Origin of the sequence: Streptomyces sp. NBC_01166, assembly GCF_045039765.1 — a bacterium.
Taxonomy (GTDB): Bacteria; Actinomycetota; Actinomycetes; order Streptomycetales; family Streptomycetaceae; genus Streptomyces.
In genome coordinates this window covers 6,271,256-6,290,737 of the sequence record NZ_CP108613.1, presented here as the reverse complement: position 1 = coordinate 6,290,737, position 19,482 = coordinate 6,271,256, and the positions used below count along the sequence as shown (strand labels likewise).

Annotated in this window: 12 protein-coding genes and 1 pseudogene; 4 read left to right on the top strand and 9 right to left on the bottom strand. The window is 67.9% G+C overall.

Annotated elements, in window-relative coordinates; all coding sequences use genetic code 11:
* Positions 1-74: 74 nt before the first annotated feature.
* The 3 genes from OG379_RS28970 to OG379_RS28960 all read right to left on the bottom strand — a co-directional run bounded on the left by OG379_RS28970 (position 75) and on the right by OG379_RS28960 (position 2,526).
* On the bottom strand, positions 75-806 hold the full coding sequence (locus OG379_RS28970; protein ID WP_405665900.1) for a type 1 glutamine amidotransferase domain-containing protein: 732 nt from the start codon (positions 804-806) through the stop codon (positions 75-77).
* 219 nt (positions 807-1,025) lie between these two features.
* A complete protein-coding gene (locus OG379_RS28965; protein WP_405665899.1) occupies positions 1,026-1,709 on the bottom strand; it encodes an alpha/beta fold hydrolase in 684 nt (227 codons plus the stop codon).
* Between the two features lie 205 nt (positions 1,710-1,914).
* Positions 1,915-2,526 carry a helix-turn-helix domain-containing protein gene (locus OG379_RS28960; protein ID WP_405665898.1) on the bottom strand — a complete coding sequence of 204 codons (612 nt, stop codon included), beginning with the start codon at positions 2,524-2,526 and terminating at the stop codon, positions 1,915-1,917.
* A 142-nt stretch (positions 2,527-2,668) separates the two neighbouring features.
* On the opposite strand from OG379_RS28960, the gene OG379_RS28955 reads away from it, so the two are divergent.
* Entirely contained in the window at positions 2,669-3,655 is a 987-nt protein-coding gene (locus OG379_RS28955) for an alpha/beta fold hydrolase (RefSeq protein WP_405665897.1), read from the top strand.
* Between the two features lie 109 nt (positions 3,656-3,764).
* Here OG379_RS28955 and OG379_RS28950 read toward each other — a convergent pair.
* Both OG379_RS28950 and OG379_RS28945 read right to left on the bottom strand, forming a co-directional pair.
* Positions 3,765-4,109, bottom strand: a pseudogene (locus OG379_RS28950) (hypothetical protein); the annotation flags it as partial.
* Between the two features lie 293 nt (positions 4,110-4,402).
* Complete coding sequence (locus OG379_RS28945; RefSeq protein WP_405665896.1) at positions 4,403-5,440, bottom strand: beta family protein; 1,038 nt, start codon at positions 5,438-5,440, stop codon at positions 4,403-4,405.
* 330 nt (positions 5,441-5,770) lie between these two features.
* Between OG379_RS28945 and OG379_RS28940 the strand changes: the two genes are divergently transcribed.
* Both OG379_RS28940 and OG379_RS28935 read left to right on the top strand, forming a co-directional pair.
* Positions 5,771-7,633, top strand: coding sequence for a DNA/RNA helicase domain-containing protein (locus tag OG379_RS28940; RefSeq protein ID WP_405665895.1), 1,863 nt, complete (start codon positions 5,771-5,773; stop codon positions 7,631-7,633).
* Between the two features lie 196 nt (positions 7,634-7,829).
* Entirely contained in the window at positions 7,830-7,958 is a 129-nt protein-coding gene (locus tag OG379_RS28935; protein WP_405665894.1) for a DUF6408 family protein, read from the top strand.
* Positions 7,959-8,012: 54 nt separating this feature from the next.
* On the opposite strand, the gene OG379_RS28930 is transcribed toward OG379_RS28935, so the two are convergent.
* Together OG379_RS28930 and OG379_RS28925 are read right to left on the bottom strand one after the other, a co-directional pair.
* A complete protein-coding gene (locus OG379_RS28930) occupies positions 8,013-10,157 on the bottom strand; it encodes a DUF2075 domain-containing protein (protein ID WP_405665893.1) in 2,145 nt (714 codons plus the stop codon).
* A gap of 517 nt (positions 10,158-10,674) precedes the next feature.
* Positions 10,675-12,099: a non-reducing end alpha-L-arabinofuranosidase family hydrolase gene (locus OG379_RS28925; RefSeq protein WP_405665892.1), complete on the bottom strand. Its 1,425-nt coding sequence runs from the start codon at positions 12,097-12,099 to the stop codon at positions 10,675-10,677.
* Between the two features lie 1,265 nt (positions 12,100-13,364).
* Between OG379_RS28925 and OG379_RS28920 the strand changes: the two genes are divergently transcribed.
* Positions 13,365-14,795: an endo-1,4-beta-xylanase gene (locus OG379_RS28920; RefSeq protein ID WP_405665891.1), complete on the top strand. Its 1,431-nt coding sequence runs from the start codon at positions 13,365-13,367 to the stop codon at positions 14,793-14,795.
* Between the two features lie 812 nt (positions 14,796-15,607).
* On the opposite strand, the gene OG379_RS28915 is transcribed toward OG379_RS28920, so the two are convergent.
* Positions 15,608-16,966 carry a class I SAM-dependent RNA methyltransferase gene (locus OG379_RS28915; RefSeq protein ID WP_393762087.1) on the bottom strand — a complete coding sequence of 453 codons (1,359 nt, stop codon included), beginning with the start codon at positions 16,964-16,966 and terminating at the stop codon, positions 15,608-15,610.
* 112 nt (positions 16,967-17,078) lie between these two features.
* Entirely contained in the window at positions 17,079-19,127 is a 2,049-nt protein-coding gene (locus tag OG379_RS28910) for an APC family permease (protein WP_405665890.1), read from the bottom strand.
* Positions 19,128-19,482: the final 355 nt, after the last annotated feature.

Genomic DNA, 19,482 nt, shown 5'->3' with positions numbered 1-19,482 from the left:
CCTTTCGGCGAGCCCACCCGTGAAGACGCGCCGACCTCCCGCCGGCCACGCGCGCCGGGAGGTCAGCGCGTCTCTCAGCTGCCCGGCCCTGACGGGGTCACCGACGCCGGAGCGGCGAGTTTCTTGAGCAACTCGGCGGCGAGCGAACCGGATGAGGCGGGGTTCTGGCCGGTGACGACGTTGCGGTCGACCTGGACGTGCGGCGCCCACGGCTCGCCCACCTCGACCTTCAGACCCGCTTCGGTGAGCCGGTCCTGCAGCAGCCACCTCGCGGTGTCGGCGTTTCCGGCCAGCCGCTCCTCGGTGTTGCTGAAGGCTGTGATCCGGTAGCCGGCGTAGGCGTTCGTCCCGTCCTCCTTGACTGCGGCCAGCAGCGCGGCCGGACCGTGGCACACCACGCCGACCGGAAGGCCGGACTCCATCGCCTGGGTGAGGATGCGGCCGGAGTCGGCGTCGACCGCCAGGTCCTCCATCGGGCCCTGCCCGCCGGGAACGTACACCGCGTCGAAGTCCCCCACCCGCACCTCTGAGAGCGCCGACGGGTTACCGAACTCCGCAGCGCCTTCCACCACGGCCCGGACCGCAGCGGCGTTCTCGTCACTGCCGTTGGCCCCGGCGCTGAGACTGGCCGGGTCCACCGGCGGCACCACTCCGCCCGGAGTGGCCACGGTGATCTCGTGGCCCGCGGCCTTGAACGCCTCGTACGGGATGACCGCCTCGTCGGCCCAGAAACCGGTGCGCTTCTTGCCACCGTCGGCCAGCGTCCGCTGGTCAGCACCGGTCATCACAAAAAGAATCTTCGCCATGTCTCTCCTGGAAGGGTTCCGCTCCGCGTGGTCACCTGCCGCGACGGAGGCCGTCGCCGGGCAGCACCGTGGCGACTCCCACGACGTTAGACCCGTACGCCGTGGGAGTACCAACAGTGTTATCGATCCGGGCCATCGGAACTCCGAATGGGAACGATCGGCACCGTGCACCGCATGGTCCGGGCCCCGGAACCGTGACGCCCGCCGGCACCGCGGAATCTAGGAGTTGGCGACCGCTCCGAGGACGCGGGCGAGTTCGTGGGGGCGGGTGACCATCGGCCAATGGCCGGAGTCGAGGTCCACGTACTCGAGGTGGGTGACGCGGGCGAGCTCAGGGCTCTCACCGGCGGCGATCCACTCCTCGGCCTGGGCAGGCGTGAATTCAGGGCAGACAACGACAACGGGTACGTCGAAGCGGCGCTCGTCGGTCAGGCGTACGACTCCCCTGGCGACCGCCTCGGGGACGGGGACGGCGGCGGCCGCGAAGCGGTCCCGGGTGTGCTGGTCCAGGTCGGCGGCGTCCGCGCCCTCGAAGGGATCCCAGCCGGGGAAGGGCATGGCGCCGCCCTCGATCGCGAAGTGATCGGCGTAGGCCCGCCCGTCGTCGGCGGGGAAGCCGCCGACCAGGGCGACCTTGGCCACCTTCTCCGGTCGTGCGTCGGCGGCCAGCCAGGCCAGGGTCGATGCTGCGGAGTGCCCTACCACCAAGGGCGGTCCGGGGGCCGCGTCAACTGCGGCGACAACTGCTTTCAGCTGGTCGTCGAACGTCGCGGATACGACGCCGTCGCCCTGGCCCGGGAGGGTGAGCGGCACGGGATGGTGGCCGAGCGCGGTGAGTTCGGGCACGACCTCGTCCCAGGCGGATCCGTCGAGCCACAAGCCGCCGATGAGCAGAATGTCCATGGTGGTTCTCCCGCAGTGGAGTCGCATCTGGTTGCCGTCACGCTACCGGGAGGCTCTGACACCGGGCTCCGGCCGGAATGGGGTTCTCGAGAACGGCGACTCGCCCCAACCCGGCCCCACCCGGCGGACCTACGCTGCACAACACCAGGAGCCGCTCAGCGGGGATGCCGCCACGCAATGCGCTTCAGGCCGCGGGGGCCGCGCGTTACCACGCCCGGCGGCCGGGGGCCGGCGGGGTCCGCGGCCGCAGTCGTTCGCCCTGCGGCCCGAACAGGATCAGGTACTCGACCGGCTCGCCGGGGCCCGCGTTCGCCACCCCGTGCAGGGTGCGGGTGTCGAACTCGGTGACGTCCCCGGCGGCCAGGACCAGATCTTGGTCGCCGAGCGCGAGCCACAGTCGCCCGTACAGAACGCACAGCCACTCGTAGCCCTCGTGGGAGACCTGCCGGGGCCGCGCGGGCAATTCCTCGACGGCGGGCAGCACATGCTTGTGGGCGTGCAGGCCGCCCACGTACCGGGTGAGCGGCAGCACCGCCTTGTCGTCCCCGAAACTGTGTGGCGCCGTGGTGCGGCGCGCGACCGCGGGGGCGGGAGAGGTACCGGCGAGCTCGTCCAGGGAGACGCCGTACTCCTTCGCCAGCTGCAACACGACCTCCAGGGTGGGCTTGCGCCGACCGGTCTCGATCCGCGACAGCGTGCTCGGCGAGATGCCGGTCGCACGGCTGATACCGGCGAGCGTGGCGCCGCGCTGCTCGCGCGCGGCTCGCAGTCTGGGTCCCATCGCCGCCGTAGTGCCGTCCAGGTCGTCGCCTGCCACCGTTCCCGCTCCTCCCAGCCTCAGCGCTCAACCGCCCTGAACTGCGAGCTTGCCAGAATGGCAATGCTGATCGCGTCGTGGGGCCGCCGCAGCGCATGATCGACAGGTAACCGCGTCCGACCCGCGAACCGAGGAGAAGGCCATGCAGCCCGAACCGACCGCCGAGCTCCGCCACCGCACCGTCGAGACCCCGGCCGGGCGCCTGCACCTGGTCGAGCAGGGCACCGGCCCGCTGGTCCTGCTCGTTCACGGCTTCCCCGAGTCCTGGTACTCCTGGCGCCGGCAGCTCCCGGCCCTCGCCGCCGCCGGCTACCGGGCGGTGGCGATCGACGTGCGCGGCTACGGCCGCTCCTCCAAGCCCGCCGCGACCGACGCCTACCGGATGCTCGACCTGGTGCAGGACAACGTGGCCGCGGTGCACGCCCTCGGGGAGGAGAGCGCGGTGGTCATCGGCCACGACTGGGGAGCCGACATCGCTGCTTCCTCCGCCCTGCTCCACCCCGAAGTCTTCCGCGCCGTCGGCCTGCTGAGCGTCCCCTACGCACCGCCGGGCGGTCCCCGCCCCACCGACATCTTCGGCCAGATCGGCGGCCCTGAGCAGGAGTTCTACGTCTCCTACTTCCAGGAGCCCGGGCGCGCCGAAGCGGAGATCGAGCCCGACGTCCGGGGCTGGCTCGCCGGCTTCTACGCGGCGCTGTCCGCCGACACCATGCCCGCCCAGGGCGACCCCGACCCGCACTTCGTCACCCACGGCGGCCGGCTGCGCGACCGCTTCCCCGCAGGCAGGCTCCCTGCCTGGCTGAGCGAGGACGACCTCGACGTCTACGCCGCTGAGTTCGAGCGCACCGGCCTGACCGGCGCTCTCAACCGCTACCGCAACATGGACCGCGACTGGGAAGACCTCGCCCCTCATCGCGGAGCCCCGATCAAGCAGCCGTCCCTGTTCATCGGCGGCGCCCTCGACGCCTCCACCACCTGGATGGCCGACGCCATCGCCGCCTACCCCACCACCCTCCCCGCCCTGTTCGCCTCCCACCTGCTGGAAGGCTGCGGTCACTGGATCCAGCAGGAACGCCCCGCTGAGGTCAACCGCCTGCTGACCGACTGGCTCATCACCCTCCAGGACTGAACCGGACACGCCGGGCACCCGGTCCCGGACACCCCCTCACATGAGCGATGCGGCGTTCCCACACGCTTGGGTGCACCGTCACGCCTGAGGACAACCGGTGCAGTACTGATGCGTGGCCCAGGCGCCGGTCAAGGGCGGTACCGACGTCGGGGCAGGATCTGCGGACGGTGTCGAGGAAAGCGCCCAACGCCGGGGAGCGGTCCCGGTCGGCGAAGGACAGGGCCAGGTCAGGCAGATTCACCTTAGGGAACACCTCGCAGAACCGGATCCCTGGTCGCGGCCGACCGCATGCGAGAGGGCCGGAGGCCCACGCCTACTCCGCAGGCCGCCAGGCCGCCAGGCCGCCAGGCCGCCAGGCCGCCAGGCCAATGATCGTGTGCACGTCCCTGGCCACGGCGGCACCGTCCAGCGCGGCGCCCTCCTCCGGGAAGGACACTAGATGCTCGACCCCGGCGCCCCGAGGGTGACGGCCACGTCCCTGGGACCATTGACGCTGAAGTACGAGTTCACCAACTAAATGACCAGCCTGCGCACCGCCCAGAACCACAAACGCAGTTTGACGGCGGTCGACCATCACCGGCTACAACCCCCCTCAGGATCGGGCCGCGGTTCGCATACCGTCCAGCCGCAGCGCTCTCTGCCCAATCTCCACCGTGCTCCGCAGCCTATTTGCGCTTCTCGGCCGCGCCTACGGGTGATCCCCCGTGAGCAGATCGATGTCCTGCGCGTTGGCGCGGGGCTTTACAGTCACACTTGCCGCACGGCATAGGTCATGTGCTGTACGTTCCCGACCCACAGCCATGTACTGAAGTTGCCCGTCCCCCCTCGACCTACACCCAGCGTGCAGTCACGCAGCCAACTTTCGCCGCTGCTGGCGGCCGGGCCCCGGAAGCCCGGAAGCGCGAGGTACTCAGCGGCAATTGCACGGTTGTGGGCGGTCCGGCCATTGCCCGACGCCAGCATCCTGCCGAGCACGAAAGTATCGTCCAGTGTGTAGCGCAGAAAACCCCAGGATGGTCCACCACCTGAGCGGGGGACCCGGCTGATGGCTATGGCGGGCTGCGTCCCGTAGTCACCGTAGCTGAGCAGTCTGCGGTAGGAACGAGCGCTGGCACCTATCTCGTGCCACACGTGCCAATCCGCGCGGGGAACTTCACACAATCCGTGGTCCAGCATATCGGCTGAGACGTTGGGGAATCCGCCGCTGAGGACTGCGGCGGTTCGCCAGGGTGCGAGAGGTACGAGGGAATCCAAAGCACGCAGTGCCTCCTTTGCTGCGTCAGGCCTGTCGGCGCTTACGGCGCCCAGGTCCAGCAGGAGGTCCACTCGGTCTGCCGGGTCTGATCGCTCGAGCAGTTCGCGGACGTCATCGCTGGTACGGCTGTCCCACTCTCCCAGAACCCGAACGCGTATCCCCAACCCGCCACCGCTCGTCCGGGCCGTCTCCAGTGCCATGGCCTTCTGCGCCTCGGGCCTTCCTGGCCCGGTTACCGGGCGTAGCAGTCCAAAGGAGCTGGCTTCCCGCATCAGCTCTGCGAGTACAGGTAACTCCTCAGCGCCCGCGAAGGGGGCATCCACCCATGCCGCACGGTACCGCTGAACCTTGGACACCGCGGCCAGATCCCGGGTGACCTGCGCGGCAAGTTCCGTCGGCGGGAGTCCTGGGCGCGGCGGCAGGTTCCAAACAGGCGCCAGCATGTTCTGGGCGTCCGGCTGGAGTCGGGAGTAGGCGGCGACCGCGTGCGGCCGGGTCGGCAGGACAGGAACGTACAGCGGTCCGGTCATGGCGGTCTCTCCCTGTGGCGCTGTACGCGAGCTACCCCTCTAGCACCAGGGTGGGCAGCTGTGACGACCTGGGAAAGAGTGCCCTTTCGGCCACCATCCGGGCTTCCGCGCAAGTGCCTGCACCGCCGTGCCGCCCTGCACTTGCAGCGAACAGTGCCGAAGCCCCTCGCATCGGATCGTGATTCACCGCCTGGCGGCGTGATTCGCGTACTGCCATAAGATGACGAAGACAATCTCAGCGGCCCGCCGGGCTTCCGCTCCACGTCCCGTGGAACCGAAGGACATGCCCCCACCCGCACGAGTTACTCCGTGCTGCCTGGGGGCGATTTCTTGCTGTTCCGTGAGTCCGCCACGTCCTTGGCCAACCGCACTGCCCTGGAGGGACGGTTGGCGGAGCTTCTCAGCGAGAACTTCCTTCACCGGCATGGTCACAAGCCACACGCTGCCGAGGTTCGCTCCTGGGAACGGAGCATTCCCGCGCTCACCCACGTCCTCGTCGAAGCGGGTCTGGGTGAGGTCGAGATGCTGCTGGAGTACGGGCTGCCGCTGACGAGCAAGCGCGCGGACGTGGTGCTGGCCGGGGTGCATCCGGTTTCCGGCGAACCGTCTTACGTCGTCGTGGAACTCAAGCAGTGGAGCGAGGCTCATCCCGTGGACGGAGATCCACTGCGATGCATCGTTTCCTCTTATCTCGAGCCCGTGCTGAACCCCATCGAGCAGGTACGGGGCTACTGCGACTACATGGTCTCCTTCAACGGGGCTCTAGAGCAGAACCCTGATTCGATCTCCGGAGTGGCCTTCCTGCACAACGCGACGGAGTTCGGGGTCGCCGGGCTGCGCGAAGTCGAAGAGGATCGACGCGGACGCCTGTTCAGCGCCGAGCAGCGCGGTGCGTTCCTTGACTACCTGCGCTCGAGGCTGGCCGCTAAGCCGGGTGCTACCGCCGCCGACGACCTCCTGCAGGCCAAGGTGCGCCCGTCCAAGCAGTTGATGGCCGTGGCCGCCGACGAGGTCCGCGAACGGGAGCAGTTCGTACTGCTGGACGAGCAGAGGCTCGCCTACGAGACGGTGATGGCCGCCGTCCGCAAGGCCCGTCGCTCCAACCGCAAGCAGGTGGTCGTCGTGACAGGCGGGCCCGGGTCCGGCAAGAGCGTGATCGCCCTGTCCGTGCTCGGCGACCTGTACCGGCGTGGGGTACCGGCCCTCCATGCCACCGGATCGCAGTCGTTCACGAAGACCATGCGTAAGGTCGCGGGCGCCCGCAAACCCGAGGTCCAGCGCCTGTTCCGCTACTTCAACAGCTTCATGGAGGCCGAGCCCAACGACATCGACGTGCTCGTCTGCGACGAAGCCCACCGGCTCCGCAAAACCTCCGCCAACCGCTACACCAAGGCCACCTTGCGCACCGGACGTCCACAGGTGGCGGAGCTGATCGACGCAGCCCGGGTCCCGGTGTTCCTGCTCGACCAACACCAGGTGGTACGTCCCGGCGAGATGGGAACTGTCGAGCAGATCAGGCAGGCTGCGGCCGAACAAGAAGTGGACTTCGCGCTGGTGGAGCTGGACAGTCAGTTCCGGTGCGGAGGCAGTGACGCCTACCTGCGTTGGGTGACCGCTCTCCTAGGCCTGGAGGGCGAGGGCCCGATCGAATGGGAGCCGGACGGCAAGGTAGAGCTGCTGGCGGTGGACAGCCCGCAGGAGTTGGAGGACCTCCTCAACGACAAGCGTGCACAGACGTACGGCGCCCGGCTTTCCGCCGGCTACTGCTGGAAGTGGACCACGAAGATCACTCCGTCGATGACCTCGCTGCCCCCAGACGTAGTCATCGGCGACTGGTCAAGGCCGTGGAACCTGTACGGCGACCGATCCCTTCTGGGCGCGCCGCCGGCACCACTGTGGGCCACTGATCCCGCAGGCTTCGGACAGGTCGGCTGTGTCTACACCGCCCAGGGCTTCGAGTACGACTGGTCGGGCGTGATCATGGGACCGGACCTGGTCTGGCGAACCGACCGCTGGGTAGCCGACCGCACCAACTCGAAGGATCCTTCCTTCACGAAGGCGACGCCGGACGACGATGTCGACCGTCTTATCCGCAACACGTACAAGGTGCTCCTGTCCCGCGGCATGATCGGAACGGCCATCTACTCGACGGACCCTGAGACCCGCGAGAAGCTCCGCTCGCTGATTCCCTGAGCCACGACCCCGGTCGACGACTACCATGATCTCGCTGCGCACCTTCCCGGAGGGTACGAGACAGAGTTCATGCGCAAGGCCGAACAGGCCGTGAATGAGGAATGGTTGTGCCCGTCGTATGGCAACACACGGCGTGAGCGTGGCTGCCCGGTAGGGCGCCCCCTGCCATTCCGAACTCACAGCCTGGAGTGGCCGTATGAACCCCGTCGAATACAAGTCTGCACGTCGTGAGCGGATTCTCGGAATCCTGATCGACGTCGCTGCCGGAGTCGTTTCCAGTCTTCTGGTGACGGCGCTGACCGCGGTGGCAAACCTGTTCTTCTGAGCAGGTACGTGGCGGGCCCGGAGAGCCCGCCACTCCACTGCCCGGCACCCGGAATCAGAAGAGCCGCAGGTCAGGGCCCGACGACCTGCCCCGCTTGCGCTTGCGTCTCCCATTGGCCCGCGGCAGGTGCGCGTTGCGAGCCTCCTTCGGAAGGTTCAGCCAGGTGGGCCGAAGCCCGTGAATCTCCACCGGACCAACCAGCTTTTTCAGGTAGATTCGGGTCTCCTCGTCCGTCGAGTACAGCACCATTGCACGGCTCGCACGGGTCAACAACACGTGGTAAGCCTGCCGGACCAACCGCGCGAAGTCGTCGTCGTCCACGCTGGACGAGCTGACCTTCGGATCGAGCGAACCGGGCAGATCTACGCGCTTGATGTCCGAATTCGGGCCTTCCTTGCGCTCCTTGCCGCGCTGGAAAACCCACTGATCGCCACGACGCACCATGTCGTCGCCCATGATCACCCCGCACCAGTCCCATTCCAGGCCCTGCGCCGTGTAGACACAGCCGATCTGACCGAGGCCGTTGGGGTGGACAGACCAGATGTCCGACGGTGGAACCCCGTCCGCGCAGTAGGTCTCGCTCTTCGCGTTCCACGGCTTGTGCCAGTCTCCGATGCGAACATCAGCTTCCAGGCGCTTCTCCTCGCCCACGGGTTCCGTCCACGGCCAGCAGTACCCCGCGACCATGCGTGCAGACGCTCCGGCCGCGGCCTCCGTCCGAATGATCCGTTCAAGCTCCTCCGGAGCCTCCGCCACCTCGACGTGCATCAGCCCGTCCGCCCTCCAGGACTGCGGCTCCTCGTCCGACCGCCAAGGCTTCGCTTCCTCGTACGTCATGCCCAGGAGGGCGCGTACCCAGCGGATGTAGGAGCCACTGCCTCCACAGCGGAACTGCTCGCGCAGGCCATACTCGACCAGGTCGGCGCCGCGGCGCTCGGCTGCATCTTTGATCAGCTCGACCGTACCGACCTCCTTCGGCCGCACGGATTGGCCCTCGTCCAGGAAGAACACCGTCAGGCGTGACGCGTCGAGAAGCTCATCCACCTGCGCTCCCTTCCCCCACTTCGCCCGCTGCTCCGGTGTCCAGAACCGATTCGTCGAACGATCGCGCAGGCGATGTGCCTCGTCGCAGATCAGAACGTCCACCGGGGGAACCGAGGTGTCGACAAAGTTACTGAAGTACGTGAACGTCTCCCTGAACTGTGCGTCCCCGTAACCAACATGCTCCTGAATGGCCGCGTTGAAAGCCCTGCTCCCACTGGCGTACTTCACGGTTCGCCCCTGCGCCTCGAGTTGCGCCTTGACCTGCAGGCCGATAGCACTCTTGCCGGTACCGGCGCCACCTGTGACCAGGAAGATCACACGCATCTCATCCGGAACCAGCGCGGGACGCTCCGGGTCGGGAAGCACCTTGGAAGCCGCTTCAAGGATCTGCTCCGCGACCATCTGCTGGCGCCCGCGGAGGAGGAAGACGGTGTCGTCGCCCCGGGACCAGTTCATGGCGTCGAGCAGCGGTGTATTGCTCAGCCCCATGGTCCGCAACATGGTCGCGGCCTCGGAGGCACCGCCCTCTGGAGCGAAGCTCTCCCTGAGGCCGTCGAGGAACTGGGCCCGTCGGTCGGCCGTGTAGACCCGGGCGTACGCGCCCGTGGGCGCGTCCACACCCAGCAGCGGACGTACGGAGTCCTCCGTGGCGTTGTGGAGGTAGGCGAACCCGCCGCACTCGAATTCTTCGTTCTCGAAGGGCCCCCTCTCGCTCGTGAACGCCTCGTAGTACTCGCGTAACTGCAGCGCAGGATGCTTCTTGGCACCTAACCCCGGCACATGCACCAGTTCCGCAGTTGCTCGCTCGATCCTGGTCACTGTGGACCAGCGCTTCAATTCGACGAGCTGAATGGATGGCCGGTTCTCGTGCCGATGGCGGCCGACCAGCACGACGTCGATGAGCCGGGGGTCCGAGCGGTTGGACTCGTCCATGGTGGCCGCGCACTCGACCACCATCTCCACGTTCCCGCGGTCGGCGGCGACCAGATCGTTCGCAAGGCTGATCAAGCTCTCCGCCCATGCGGAGCGCTCGGTGACTGAGGCGTCCGAGCCTCGGAAATGCTTCCAGCGCGCAGCAAGGTGCGGCACCATGTGACGGCGCGCATGCAAGGTGAGCAGATCCTGCGCCGAAAGTTTCAGCAGGAGCAAGGACACGAGGTGGTTCCCCCAGGGCACGAGTAGCTCGTGCGGGTGGGGGCATGTCCTCGTGGGGAAGCCCGTCGGGCCGCAATCGGTTGCAGTGATCTTAAACAAGGCCGTGGCGACCGAGAACGCCACCCCGGCCCGCGGCCGAAACCGTGGACAGAGTGGCCGGATCACACGACTGCTACCCGCAACTCCCCTCCCTGGTCCGTCCCTCTCTCCCCCGTCGAAGCGGTCCCGGGGCGCACCGCGAATGCGGGCCCTCAGTGGTGTTCTCGCGGTAGCGACCGGAGAGCGGGCTACACGTGAGGGTGCCGACGTCGTGGCGGCGCACGGTGGACGGCATGGCCTCCTCGATGTCGCGGACCAGGATCGAGTACGCCGGCTGCCCGGTCACGAACCGCTTCGAGTGGCACTCCCGCCAGCCCGCACCGGGAGGTGAGAGGAACCCCGGCCTGCGAACGGCTGGGGTTCCTCGATGCGGTGGTGTCGACCGGCAAGTGGAACCGACCGCCGTGAATCGGGAAGGTCAGCGTTGCAGGGTGAGGACGCCCGGCCGCCACGGCAGTCGGTTGTATTCGCCGCCCGCGTTGGGGTCCTTGCCCTGATAGAGGAACTGCAGGTTGCAGGGGTCGATGGTCATGGTCTGGTCGGGGTTGTTGCGGACGAGGTCACCGTGGCTGATGTCGTTGGTCCAGGCGGCGCCGCTGTTGGCCTTGCCCGCGAAGGGGTTGCTCTCACTGGCTGCCTGCGGGGTCCACGCCCCGTTCAGACTGGAGGCCGTGAAGGAGCGGAAGTAGCGCCCGTTCGCGCCCATCGCCTCGACGATCATGAGGTACTGGCTCTGGCCCTGGACCTTGTAGACCTGCACGCCCTCGAAGAGGTTGGCCTTCGTGTCGCTCATGATCGTCGTGTACGACGATCCGAAGTTGCCCGGGAAGTCCCCGATCGGCATGCTCGCCCGGTAGATCTTGCCGTTGTCACCCCCGAAGAACAGATGCATGTTCTGGCCGTCGGAGATCAGGGTCTGATCGATCGGGCCGGTGTCGGAGCCTGAGATGCTCCCGGTGAACAGCGGTTGCGGGGAGGACCAGCCGTTGGGGTTGGTGGGGTCGCTCGACGTGCGGTAGATGAAGGGCCACGCACCCCATTGGTACGCCAGCACCCAGATGTTCTTGGGCGCGAAGTAGAACAGCGTGGGCGCCACCGCGGCCTGGTTCATCCCGCTCTGGCCGGCCGTGGCCATGTCCGACCAGTTCGTGAAGGGACTGAACATCATCGAGCCGTACGACGATCCCGACACGTTCGACGCGTAGACCAGGTGCCTGCCGTTGTGCGTCACGGTGGTGAAGTCCTTCACCGCGGCCCAGCCGTTCGCCGGCTGCGCCAGCACACCCGTCGATGTCCAGCGATACGTCGACGGAAGAGAGCACGTGCCGCCTGTCGGCGGCGTCCCCGTCAGGCCGGTCCACTTCTGGCTGCTGCCGCCGTTGCACGCCCCCAGCTGCACCGCCGTACTGTTGGCCGTACCGGCGCCCGCGACCTCCAGGCACAGCCCGGACTCCACGCCGACGACCGCGCCCTCGGAGTTCACCCGCCACTGCTGGTTCGCACCGCCGGAACAGCTCCAGATCTGCACTTTGGTACCGGCCGTGGTGGCGTGGCCCGGAACATCCAGGCACTTGTTGCCGTATACGGTCAGCTGGTTGGCGTCCGTCAACGTCCACTGCTGGTTGGTTCCGTTCCAGCAGTCGTAGATCTGCAGGGACGCGCCGTCTGTCTGGACGGCACCCGCGACATCGAGGCACCGACCCGAACCGACACCGCGCAAGGCGCCACTGGCAGCCGCCTGAGCCGGGGTGGCGACGAGCATCGCCGCCAGAGCGGCGAGGGCCGCGACCACGGTGGCGAGCACCGCAGACGGATGCCTGCGGCTGAATTTTCCTCCGTACATGGGGACTTCCTCAACCTCGAGTGGACGGTTCCGGCCGACCTCGCCAGAGGTCGGCCGGGCTGTCGGTGTGGTGCGGTGTGCAGCGCTCCATGAGCACCACGGCGTACCGCTTGTGACTTCCCAGCCCTTCGCGACCTCGGGAAGGACCGGTGGCGCTCGGCGCCTTCGGGCGGCATGGACGTCCGGGGGCGGAGGCTTGGACGGCCGAGCGCCCGGGTGGCACGGTCGAAGAGCAACGACAAGAGTTTGATGAGGTCATGACACATATCGACATGACCTCTTGCGGCCCCACCTCCGGTGACGCGGCCTCGAGTTGCCCTGGTATACGAATGGAGCGACTCGACATGTTCGCGATATCGAACAAGGGTCGAAGTGTCGAGCGAGCTCAATGATAGGGAGCCAGTAAACGACGTCAATACCTCTCGCATGTGTCGCCATCTAATCCGAAACATTTATGAACCCCGTGCACGAAACGCCACACGTCGCACCGCCCAATGACCGAGCCGCACCCCACGCAGCTCCGGAGTGGAGGTGACACGGTGCGACCCGGACGCCAAAGGGTTCACGCCGGCGCCGAAGCGGTAAGTCGGCGAGCAGACCTCCGACACCACGCTGCCGCGTCGCCGCAGCTACGAGCTCACCCAGCCGCGGCGGCATCGCGGATCCGCTGATCGACGGCCGACGCATGGCCTGTCGGCCCAACGGCCGCACCACGCAGGCCTGGCGGGATCCACCGCTCGACGGCCGCCCCCACGCTCGCCCCGGCCTCAGCCCTACGACATCCGCCGACAGTGGCGCCGCTCAACTCACTGGAGGTTTCGAAACTTTCGAACAGAGTACTGAAACTTTTCCTGCCGGAAGTATTGACGATGCGCCGTCAACACCCCAATCATTCGTGTCTGGGAAACCGGCCGCAGCTCGACACTCCGACCGCACCGGCCTTGGGGAATCCGTGCCGCACATCAGATCCGAGCAGCGGAGCACCTGCGCCACCCTTTCTTTCCGGCGCGGTTGGCACCAGCGCATCCTGGCTCTTCACGCAGTTGGAGAGGTACGCGACGCCGCGTGGTGGTCCCCCGACTGAGCCGCGATGGAGTACCCCCGTGCCTGTGTCGAAGATCGTCCCGTCCCATGACCGCGGTGTCCGGTCATTCCGTGCCGCCCGGCCTTCCCCCCCTGTCAGTCAGTCCGTCCGCCGACTGGGCGCGGAGGACGCAACCCCTGCGCTTCAGCCCTTCCGTGATTTCTACCTTGGAGGCACAGCCATGGGCTCGTATGCCCTTCCCAGACCCGTTGTCCGCCGGAAGATCCGCAGCCTGCTGTTGGCGCTGGTCGTCGGAGTCCTCGGTGCGGTCGCCACACTGGTGGCCCCGCCGACCGCACACGCCGCCGAGAGCACGCTCGGCGCCGCGGCGGCGCAGAGCGGCCGGTACTTCGGCACCGCCATCGCCTCGGGCAAGCTGGGCGACTCGGCGTACACGACGATCGCCGGCCGTGAGTTCAACTCGGTGACGGCCGAGAACGAGATGAAGATCGACGCCACCGAACCGCAGCGGGGCCAGTTCAACTTCACCTCCGCTGATCGCGTCTACAACTGGGCGGTGCAGAACGGCAAGCAGGTGCGCGGCCACACCCTGGCCTGGCACTCCCAGCAGCCCGGCTGGATGCAGAGCCTCAGCGGCAGCACACTGCGCCAGGCGATGAATGACCACATCAACGGCGTGATGGCCCACTACAAGGGCAAGATCACCCAGTGGGACGTCGTGAACGAGGCCTTCGCCGACGGCAGCTCGGGAGCCCGGCGGGACTCCAACCTGCAGCGCTCCGGCAACGACTGGATCGAGGTCGCCTTCCGCACCGCGCGCGCCGCCGACCCGGCGGCCAAGCTCTGCTACAACGACTACAACGTCGAGGACTGGACCTGGGCCAAGACCCAGGCCATGTACGCCATGGTCCGGGACTTCAAGCAGCGCGGCGTGCCCATCGACTGCGTCGGCTTCCAGTCGCACTTCAACAGCGGCAGTCCCTACAACAGCAACTTTCGCACCACTCTGCAGAACTTCGCCGCCCTCGGCGTCGACGTGGCCATCACCGAACTCGACATCCAGGGCGCCCCGGCCTCGACCTACGCCAGCGTGACCAACGACTGCCTGGCCGTCTCTCGCTGCCTCGGCATCACCGTCTGGGGCGTGCGCGACACCGACTCCTGGCGCTCGCAGGACACGCCGCTGCTGTTCAACGGCGACGGCAGCAAGAAGCCCGCCTACACCGCGGTCCTCAACGCACTCAACGGCGGCTCCACCACGCCCCCTTCGGGTTCCGGACAGATCAAGGGCGTCGGGTCGGGCCGCTGCCTGGACGTGCCAAGCAGCAGCACCACCGACGGCACCCAGCTGCAGCTGCGGGACTGCAACAGCAGCACCAACCAGCAGTGGGCGTACACCGACGCCGGTGAGCTCAAGGTCTACGGCAGCAAGTGCCTGGACGCCGCGGGGACCGGCAACGGGGCCAAAGTCCAGATCTACAGCTGCTGGGGCGGCGACAACCAGAAATGGCGCCTCAACTCCGACGGATCCATCGTCGGCGTCCAGTCCGGCCTCTGCCTCGACGCCGTCGGCAACGGCACCGCCAACGGAACCCTGATCCAGCTCTACTCCTGCTCGAACGGCAGCAACCAACGCTGGACCCGCACCTGATGGGGCCTGCCACCGACAAAAGGGCGAAACGATTGAGGGCCGACAGTGCGGCTTCCCCTGCCCCTCCAGGACGACATCGTTGACGGTCCCGGGGCGCCACAGCGGTGGCGGCGACCCTCGCGATCGGGCATCCTCGCCGCGCTGAATCCGGCGCCCGTCGAGGCTGCGACGGTGGACACCAGAATTGGGCCGACCACCACGTGTCCAACCAGCGGTTCCGCTCGGCCGACCCCGACGCAGGCCACACCCGGCTGATCAACCGCACCAGCAACAAGGCGGTGGAGGCGCAGAGCGCCTCCACCGTCAACGTCGGTAGATGGCCACGGCGCGGTGATTGTGCACCTATGGCGCGCACAGGGCGTCGCGGCCGGCCCGGACGGCGCGGGAGCGGGTCGAGGAGGTGATGGTGGGCGGAGACCGGGTGATCCACGCCGGATCGGGCGGCGCCTACGGGACGCCGAGGATCCGCGCTGCCCTACGGCAGGCCGGGCGGACGGTGAACTCCAAGAAGCCGAGCGGCTGACGCGCAGCACCGGATCGTCGGAATCACCCGGCGTCGGCGCCAGGGCCTGACCCGACAGGCGAACCGCGCGGTGTTCCCCCTTGACCCGATCGGCCGGGACTTCACCGCAAGGGAAGTTGTATCCGGCGACCTGTATCGATCTCACGGCGCGGGAGGTGGCCGGCTGGGCGACGGAAGATCACCACCGCTCCGCGCGGGCCAAAGCACCTCCAGCAGCCAATCCGTCCACTCGACCTGTTGGATGGCCGCAAACAGGTCGAGCGAACCACTCAGGCAGCGAAACCGCGGGTCATGAGTCCTTTTGCGCAGGCTCCAGAATCGCCACGCACTCCACGTGCGAAGTCATCGGGAACAGGTCGAACGCCCGCAGCGTACGCACCTTGTACCCCCCGTCCCGGAAGTACGCGATGTCCCGCGCCAGCGCCGCCGGGTCGCACGCCACGTACGCGATCTTGCGCGCGCCCAGCGACGCCAGGTGCTTGACCGTGGCCTTGCCCGCGCCCGCGCGCGGCGGGTCCAGGACGATCAGGTCGCACTCGGTGATGCCCGTGCGCGGCAGCACCTGGTCGACCTTGCCGTGTTCGATGCGGACCCGGTCCAGGTCCTTCAGGTTGTGGCGGGCGTCCTCGACGGCGCGCTTGCCGGACTCGATGCCCAGCACCGCACCCTTCTCGCCGATGCGCTGGCCGATGGCGCCGGCGAACAGGCCGACACCGCAGTAGAGGTCCAGGGCCATGTCGTTCTTGCGCGGCAGCAGGCCCTGCATGACCGCGCGGACCAGCGTGTCGGCCGCCTGCGGGTGCACCTGCCAGAAGCCGCCCGAGCCGACGCGGTACGTACGGTCGTCGGCGCGCTCGCGGACGAAGGCGCGGCCGTGGACACGGTGGACGCCGCCGTCCTTCTCGTCGACACGGAGCACGGAGACGGGCTTGTCGAGCTCGACGAGCGGGAGGCGGCCGCCCTCGCGGGGGGTCAGGATGACCTGGCGGTCGTGGGAGCCCGTGGCGGAGATGGCCTCCACCGTGGCCATCTGCGGCCAGTCCTGCTTCTCGATGCCGAGCTCGGAGACGCCGGGAGCGGCGATCAGGCAGTGGTCGATCGGCTGGACCTCGTGCGAACGGTGCTTGCGCAGTCCGACCAAGCCGTCCGCGTCGACGGCGTACTGCACGCGGGTGCGCCACGCGGGGACCTCGCCCGGCGGGAGCTTGTCGCCCTCGGCCGGCATGACCGTGCCGTCCCAGCCGGCCTCCTCGGGCGTGAGGCCCGCGAGGCGCTGGAGCTGCTCGGCGATCACTTCGCCCTTGAGGCGGCGCTGGGCGCCGGGCTTGGCGTGCTGCCAGTCGCAGCCGCCGCACTTGCCGGGCCCCGCGTACGGACAGGGGGCCTCGACCCGGTCCTTGGAGGCCTCGATGACCGTGACCGCGTCGGCGCGCAGGAAACGGGAGTCGCTCCCGCCCTCGGTCACCCGGGCGACGACCTTCTCGCCGGGGAGGGTGTGGCGCACGAAGAGCACCTGTCCCTCGGACGTACGGGCGATGCAGTGGCCGCCGTGGGCGACGGGGCCGACCTCGACCTCGTACTCCCGACCGATCAGATCCTCCCCGGCCTGTGACTCCCCGGCCTGCGACGACGTTGATTCGTTCTGCATGAGGGGGTGGCTCCAGAGGTCAGGAAAAAAGGAAAACGGCAAAACGGCCGGACAACAGCCCACCAGTCTACGTGGGCGGAAGCCGGCCGCTTACCACAGGCGGAGCGTGGAGTCAGCCCTTATGACTCGGATCCTTGTGACGCCGCTCCACGGGACCGCGACGCACCGATCCGGGGGCGATCCAGTCCGCACGCCTCCTGGCCCGCACCTTCGCGGCCTCGGAGGACTCCAGCTGGTAGGGCACCGAGGTCACCATCACGCCCGGCGTGAAGAGGAGCCTGCCCTTGAGCCGCAGCGCGCTCTGGTTGTGCAGCAGGTGCTCGTACCAGTGGCCGACCACGTACTCGGGGATGTAGACGCTGATCACGTCGCGCGGGCGGTCCTTGCGCAGGCTCTTGACGTAGTCGATGACCGGCCGGGTCACCTCTCGGTAGGGCGAGTCCAGGATCTTCAACGGGATGTCGATGCCTCGCCGCTCCCAGTCGTTCCTGAGTGCCTTCGTCTCGTCCGGGTCGACGCTGATGGACAGCGCCTCCAGATGGTCCGAGCGCACCAGCTTGGCGTACGCGAGTGCACGCAGCGTGGGCCGGTGGAGTTTGGAGACCAGGACGATCGAGTGGACCCGCGAAGGCCTCATGGTGTCGTCGGACGGGGTGTCGGACGCGGCGATCTCCTCGGCGACCCGGTCGTAGTGCTTGCGGATCGCGGTCATCGTGCCGAAGAAGATCACCATGCCGAGCAGCGCGACCCAGGCACCGTGGGTGAACTTGGTGGCCAGGACGACGACCAGGACCAGTCCGGTGAAGAACGCGCCGAAGGTGTTGATCGCCCGGGAGCGGACCATGTGCCGGCGCGCGGCCGGGTCCTTCTCGGTACGCAGATGGCGGTTCCAGTGCCGCACCATGCCGGTCTGGCTGAGCGTGAAGGAGACGAAGACACCGACGATGTAGAGCTGGATCAGCCGGGTCGAGTCGGCCCCGTAGATCCAGACGAGCAGGATCGCGGCCCCGGCGAGCAGCACGATGCCGTTGGAGAAGGCGAGCCGGTCACCGCGGGTGTGCAGCTGGCGGGGCAGGTAGCGGTCCTGGGCGAGGATCGAGCCGAGGAGCGGGAAGCCGTTGTACGCGGTGTTCGCGGCGAGGAAGAGCACGAGGGCGGTGGCCGCCGCGAGGAAGACGAAGAAGAACGTCCCGTCACCGAAGACCGCCGCGGCGACCTGGGAGATGACCGGGTCCTGGGTGAAGCCCGCACCGACCGCGACACCGTTGTGGAGCAGGTCCTTCGCGGGGTTCTCCGCCATCTTCACGTCGGTGGCCATGGCCAGGCCGATGATGCCGCAGAACATGGTGACGGCCAGCAGGCCCATCGCCGCGAGGGTGGTCGCGGCGTTCTTGCTCTTCGGCTTGCGGAAGGCGGGGACGCCGTTGCTGATCGCCTCGACGCCGGTGAGAGCCGCGCATCCGGAGGAGAAGGCGCGCAGGAGCAGGAAGACGAGGGCGAAGCCCGCGAGCCCCTGGTGCTCGGGCTTGATCTCGTAGTCCGAGGTGGGCGCGTGCATGGTGTCGCCGAGGGCCAGCCCGCGGAAGGCGCCCCAGAGGATCATCACGAAGACCCCGGCCACGAACAGGTAGGTCGGGATGGCGAAGAGCTTGCCCGACTCCTTGACGCCCCGGAGGTTCATCAGCGTCAGCAGCACGATGGCGCCGATGGCGCAGAACGTCTTGTGCTCGATGACGAAGGGGATGGCGGAACCGAGGTTCTCCACACCCGAGGAGATCGACACGGCGACGGTGAGGACGTAGTCCACGAGGAGGGCGCTGGCGACGGTCAGCCCGGCCTTGGGGCCGAGGTTGGTGTTGGCGACCTCGTAGTCGCCTCCCCCGCTCGGGTAGGCGCGGACGTTCTGCCGGTACGAGGCGACGACAGTGAACATCAGGACCACGACCGCGACCGCGATCCACGGGCTGAAGTGGTATGCCGACACGCCCGCGATGGACAGCACGAGGAGGACTTCTCCGGGTGCGTATGCAACGGAGGACAGCGGGTCGGATGCGAAGACGGGGAGCGCGATGCGCTTGGGGAGGAGCGTCTCCCCCAGCTTGTCGCTGCGCAGCGCCCGGCCGATCAGGATCCGTTTGGGCACGTCGGTCAGTTTGGACACGGTGAGGATCGTAAGCGCTGCTGGGACACGCCGCCGAAGCACCACCCCCTCGGCACCCGGAAAACCTTCATAATTACCCGCCCTCACCGGAAAAGTCCATGGAATCCTTAACGAAATCCTTGCGGTGCGGACCGGCCGCGGCCCTCGGTGGCTCCCCCCTCCCGCCCGGCGGCCCGCCTCGCTTTGCTCATCGGCCCGTGGGATACGCACACTCGGATGAGGCGGTCCGGGCGTCGCCGCATAAGCTCATCCACGGGCAACGCCGAAGGTGGTTGCCCGATTGTTTGCCCCGCAAGCTGAGAGAGAAGTGTGAGCAGGGTGTTTTCGCAGGTCATCCGGACGACCAGGACGGCGG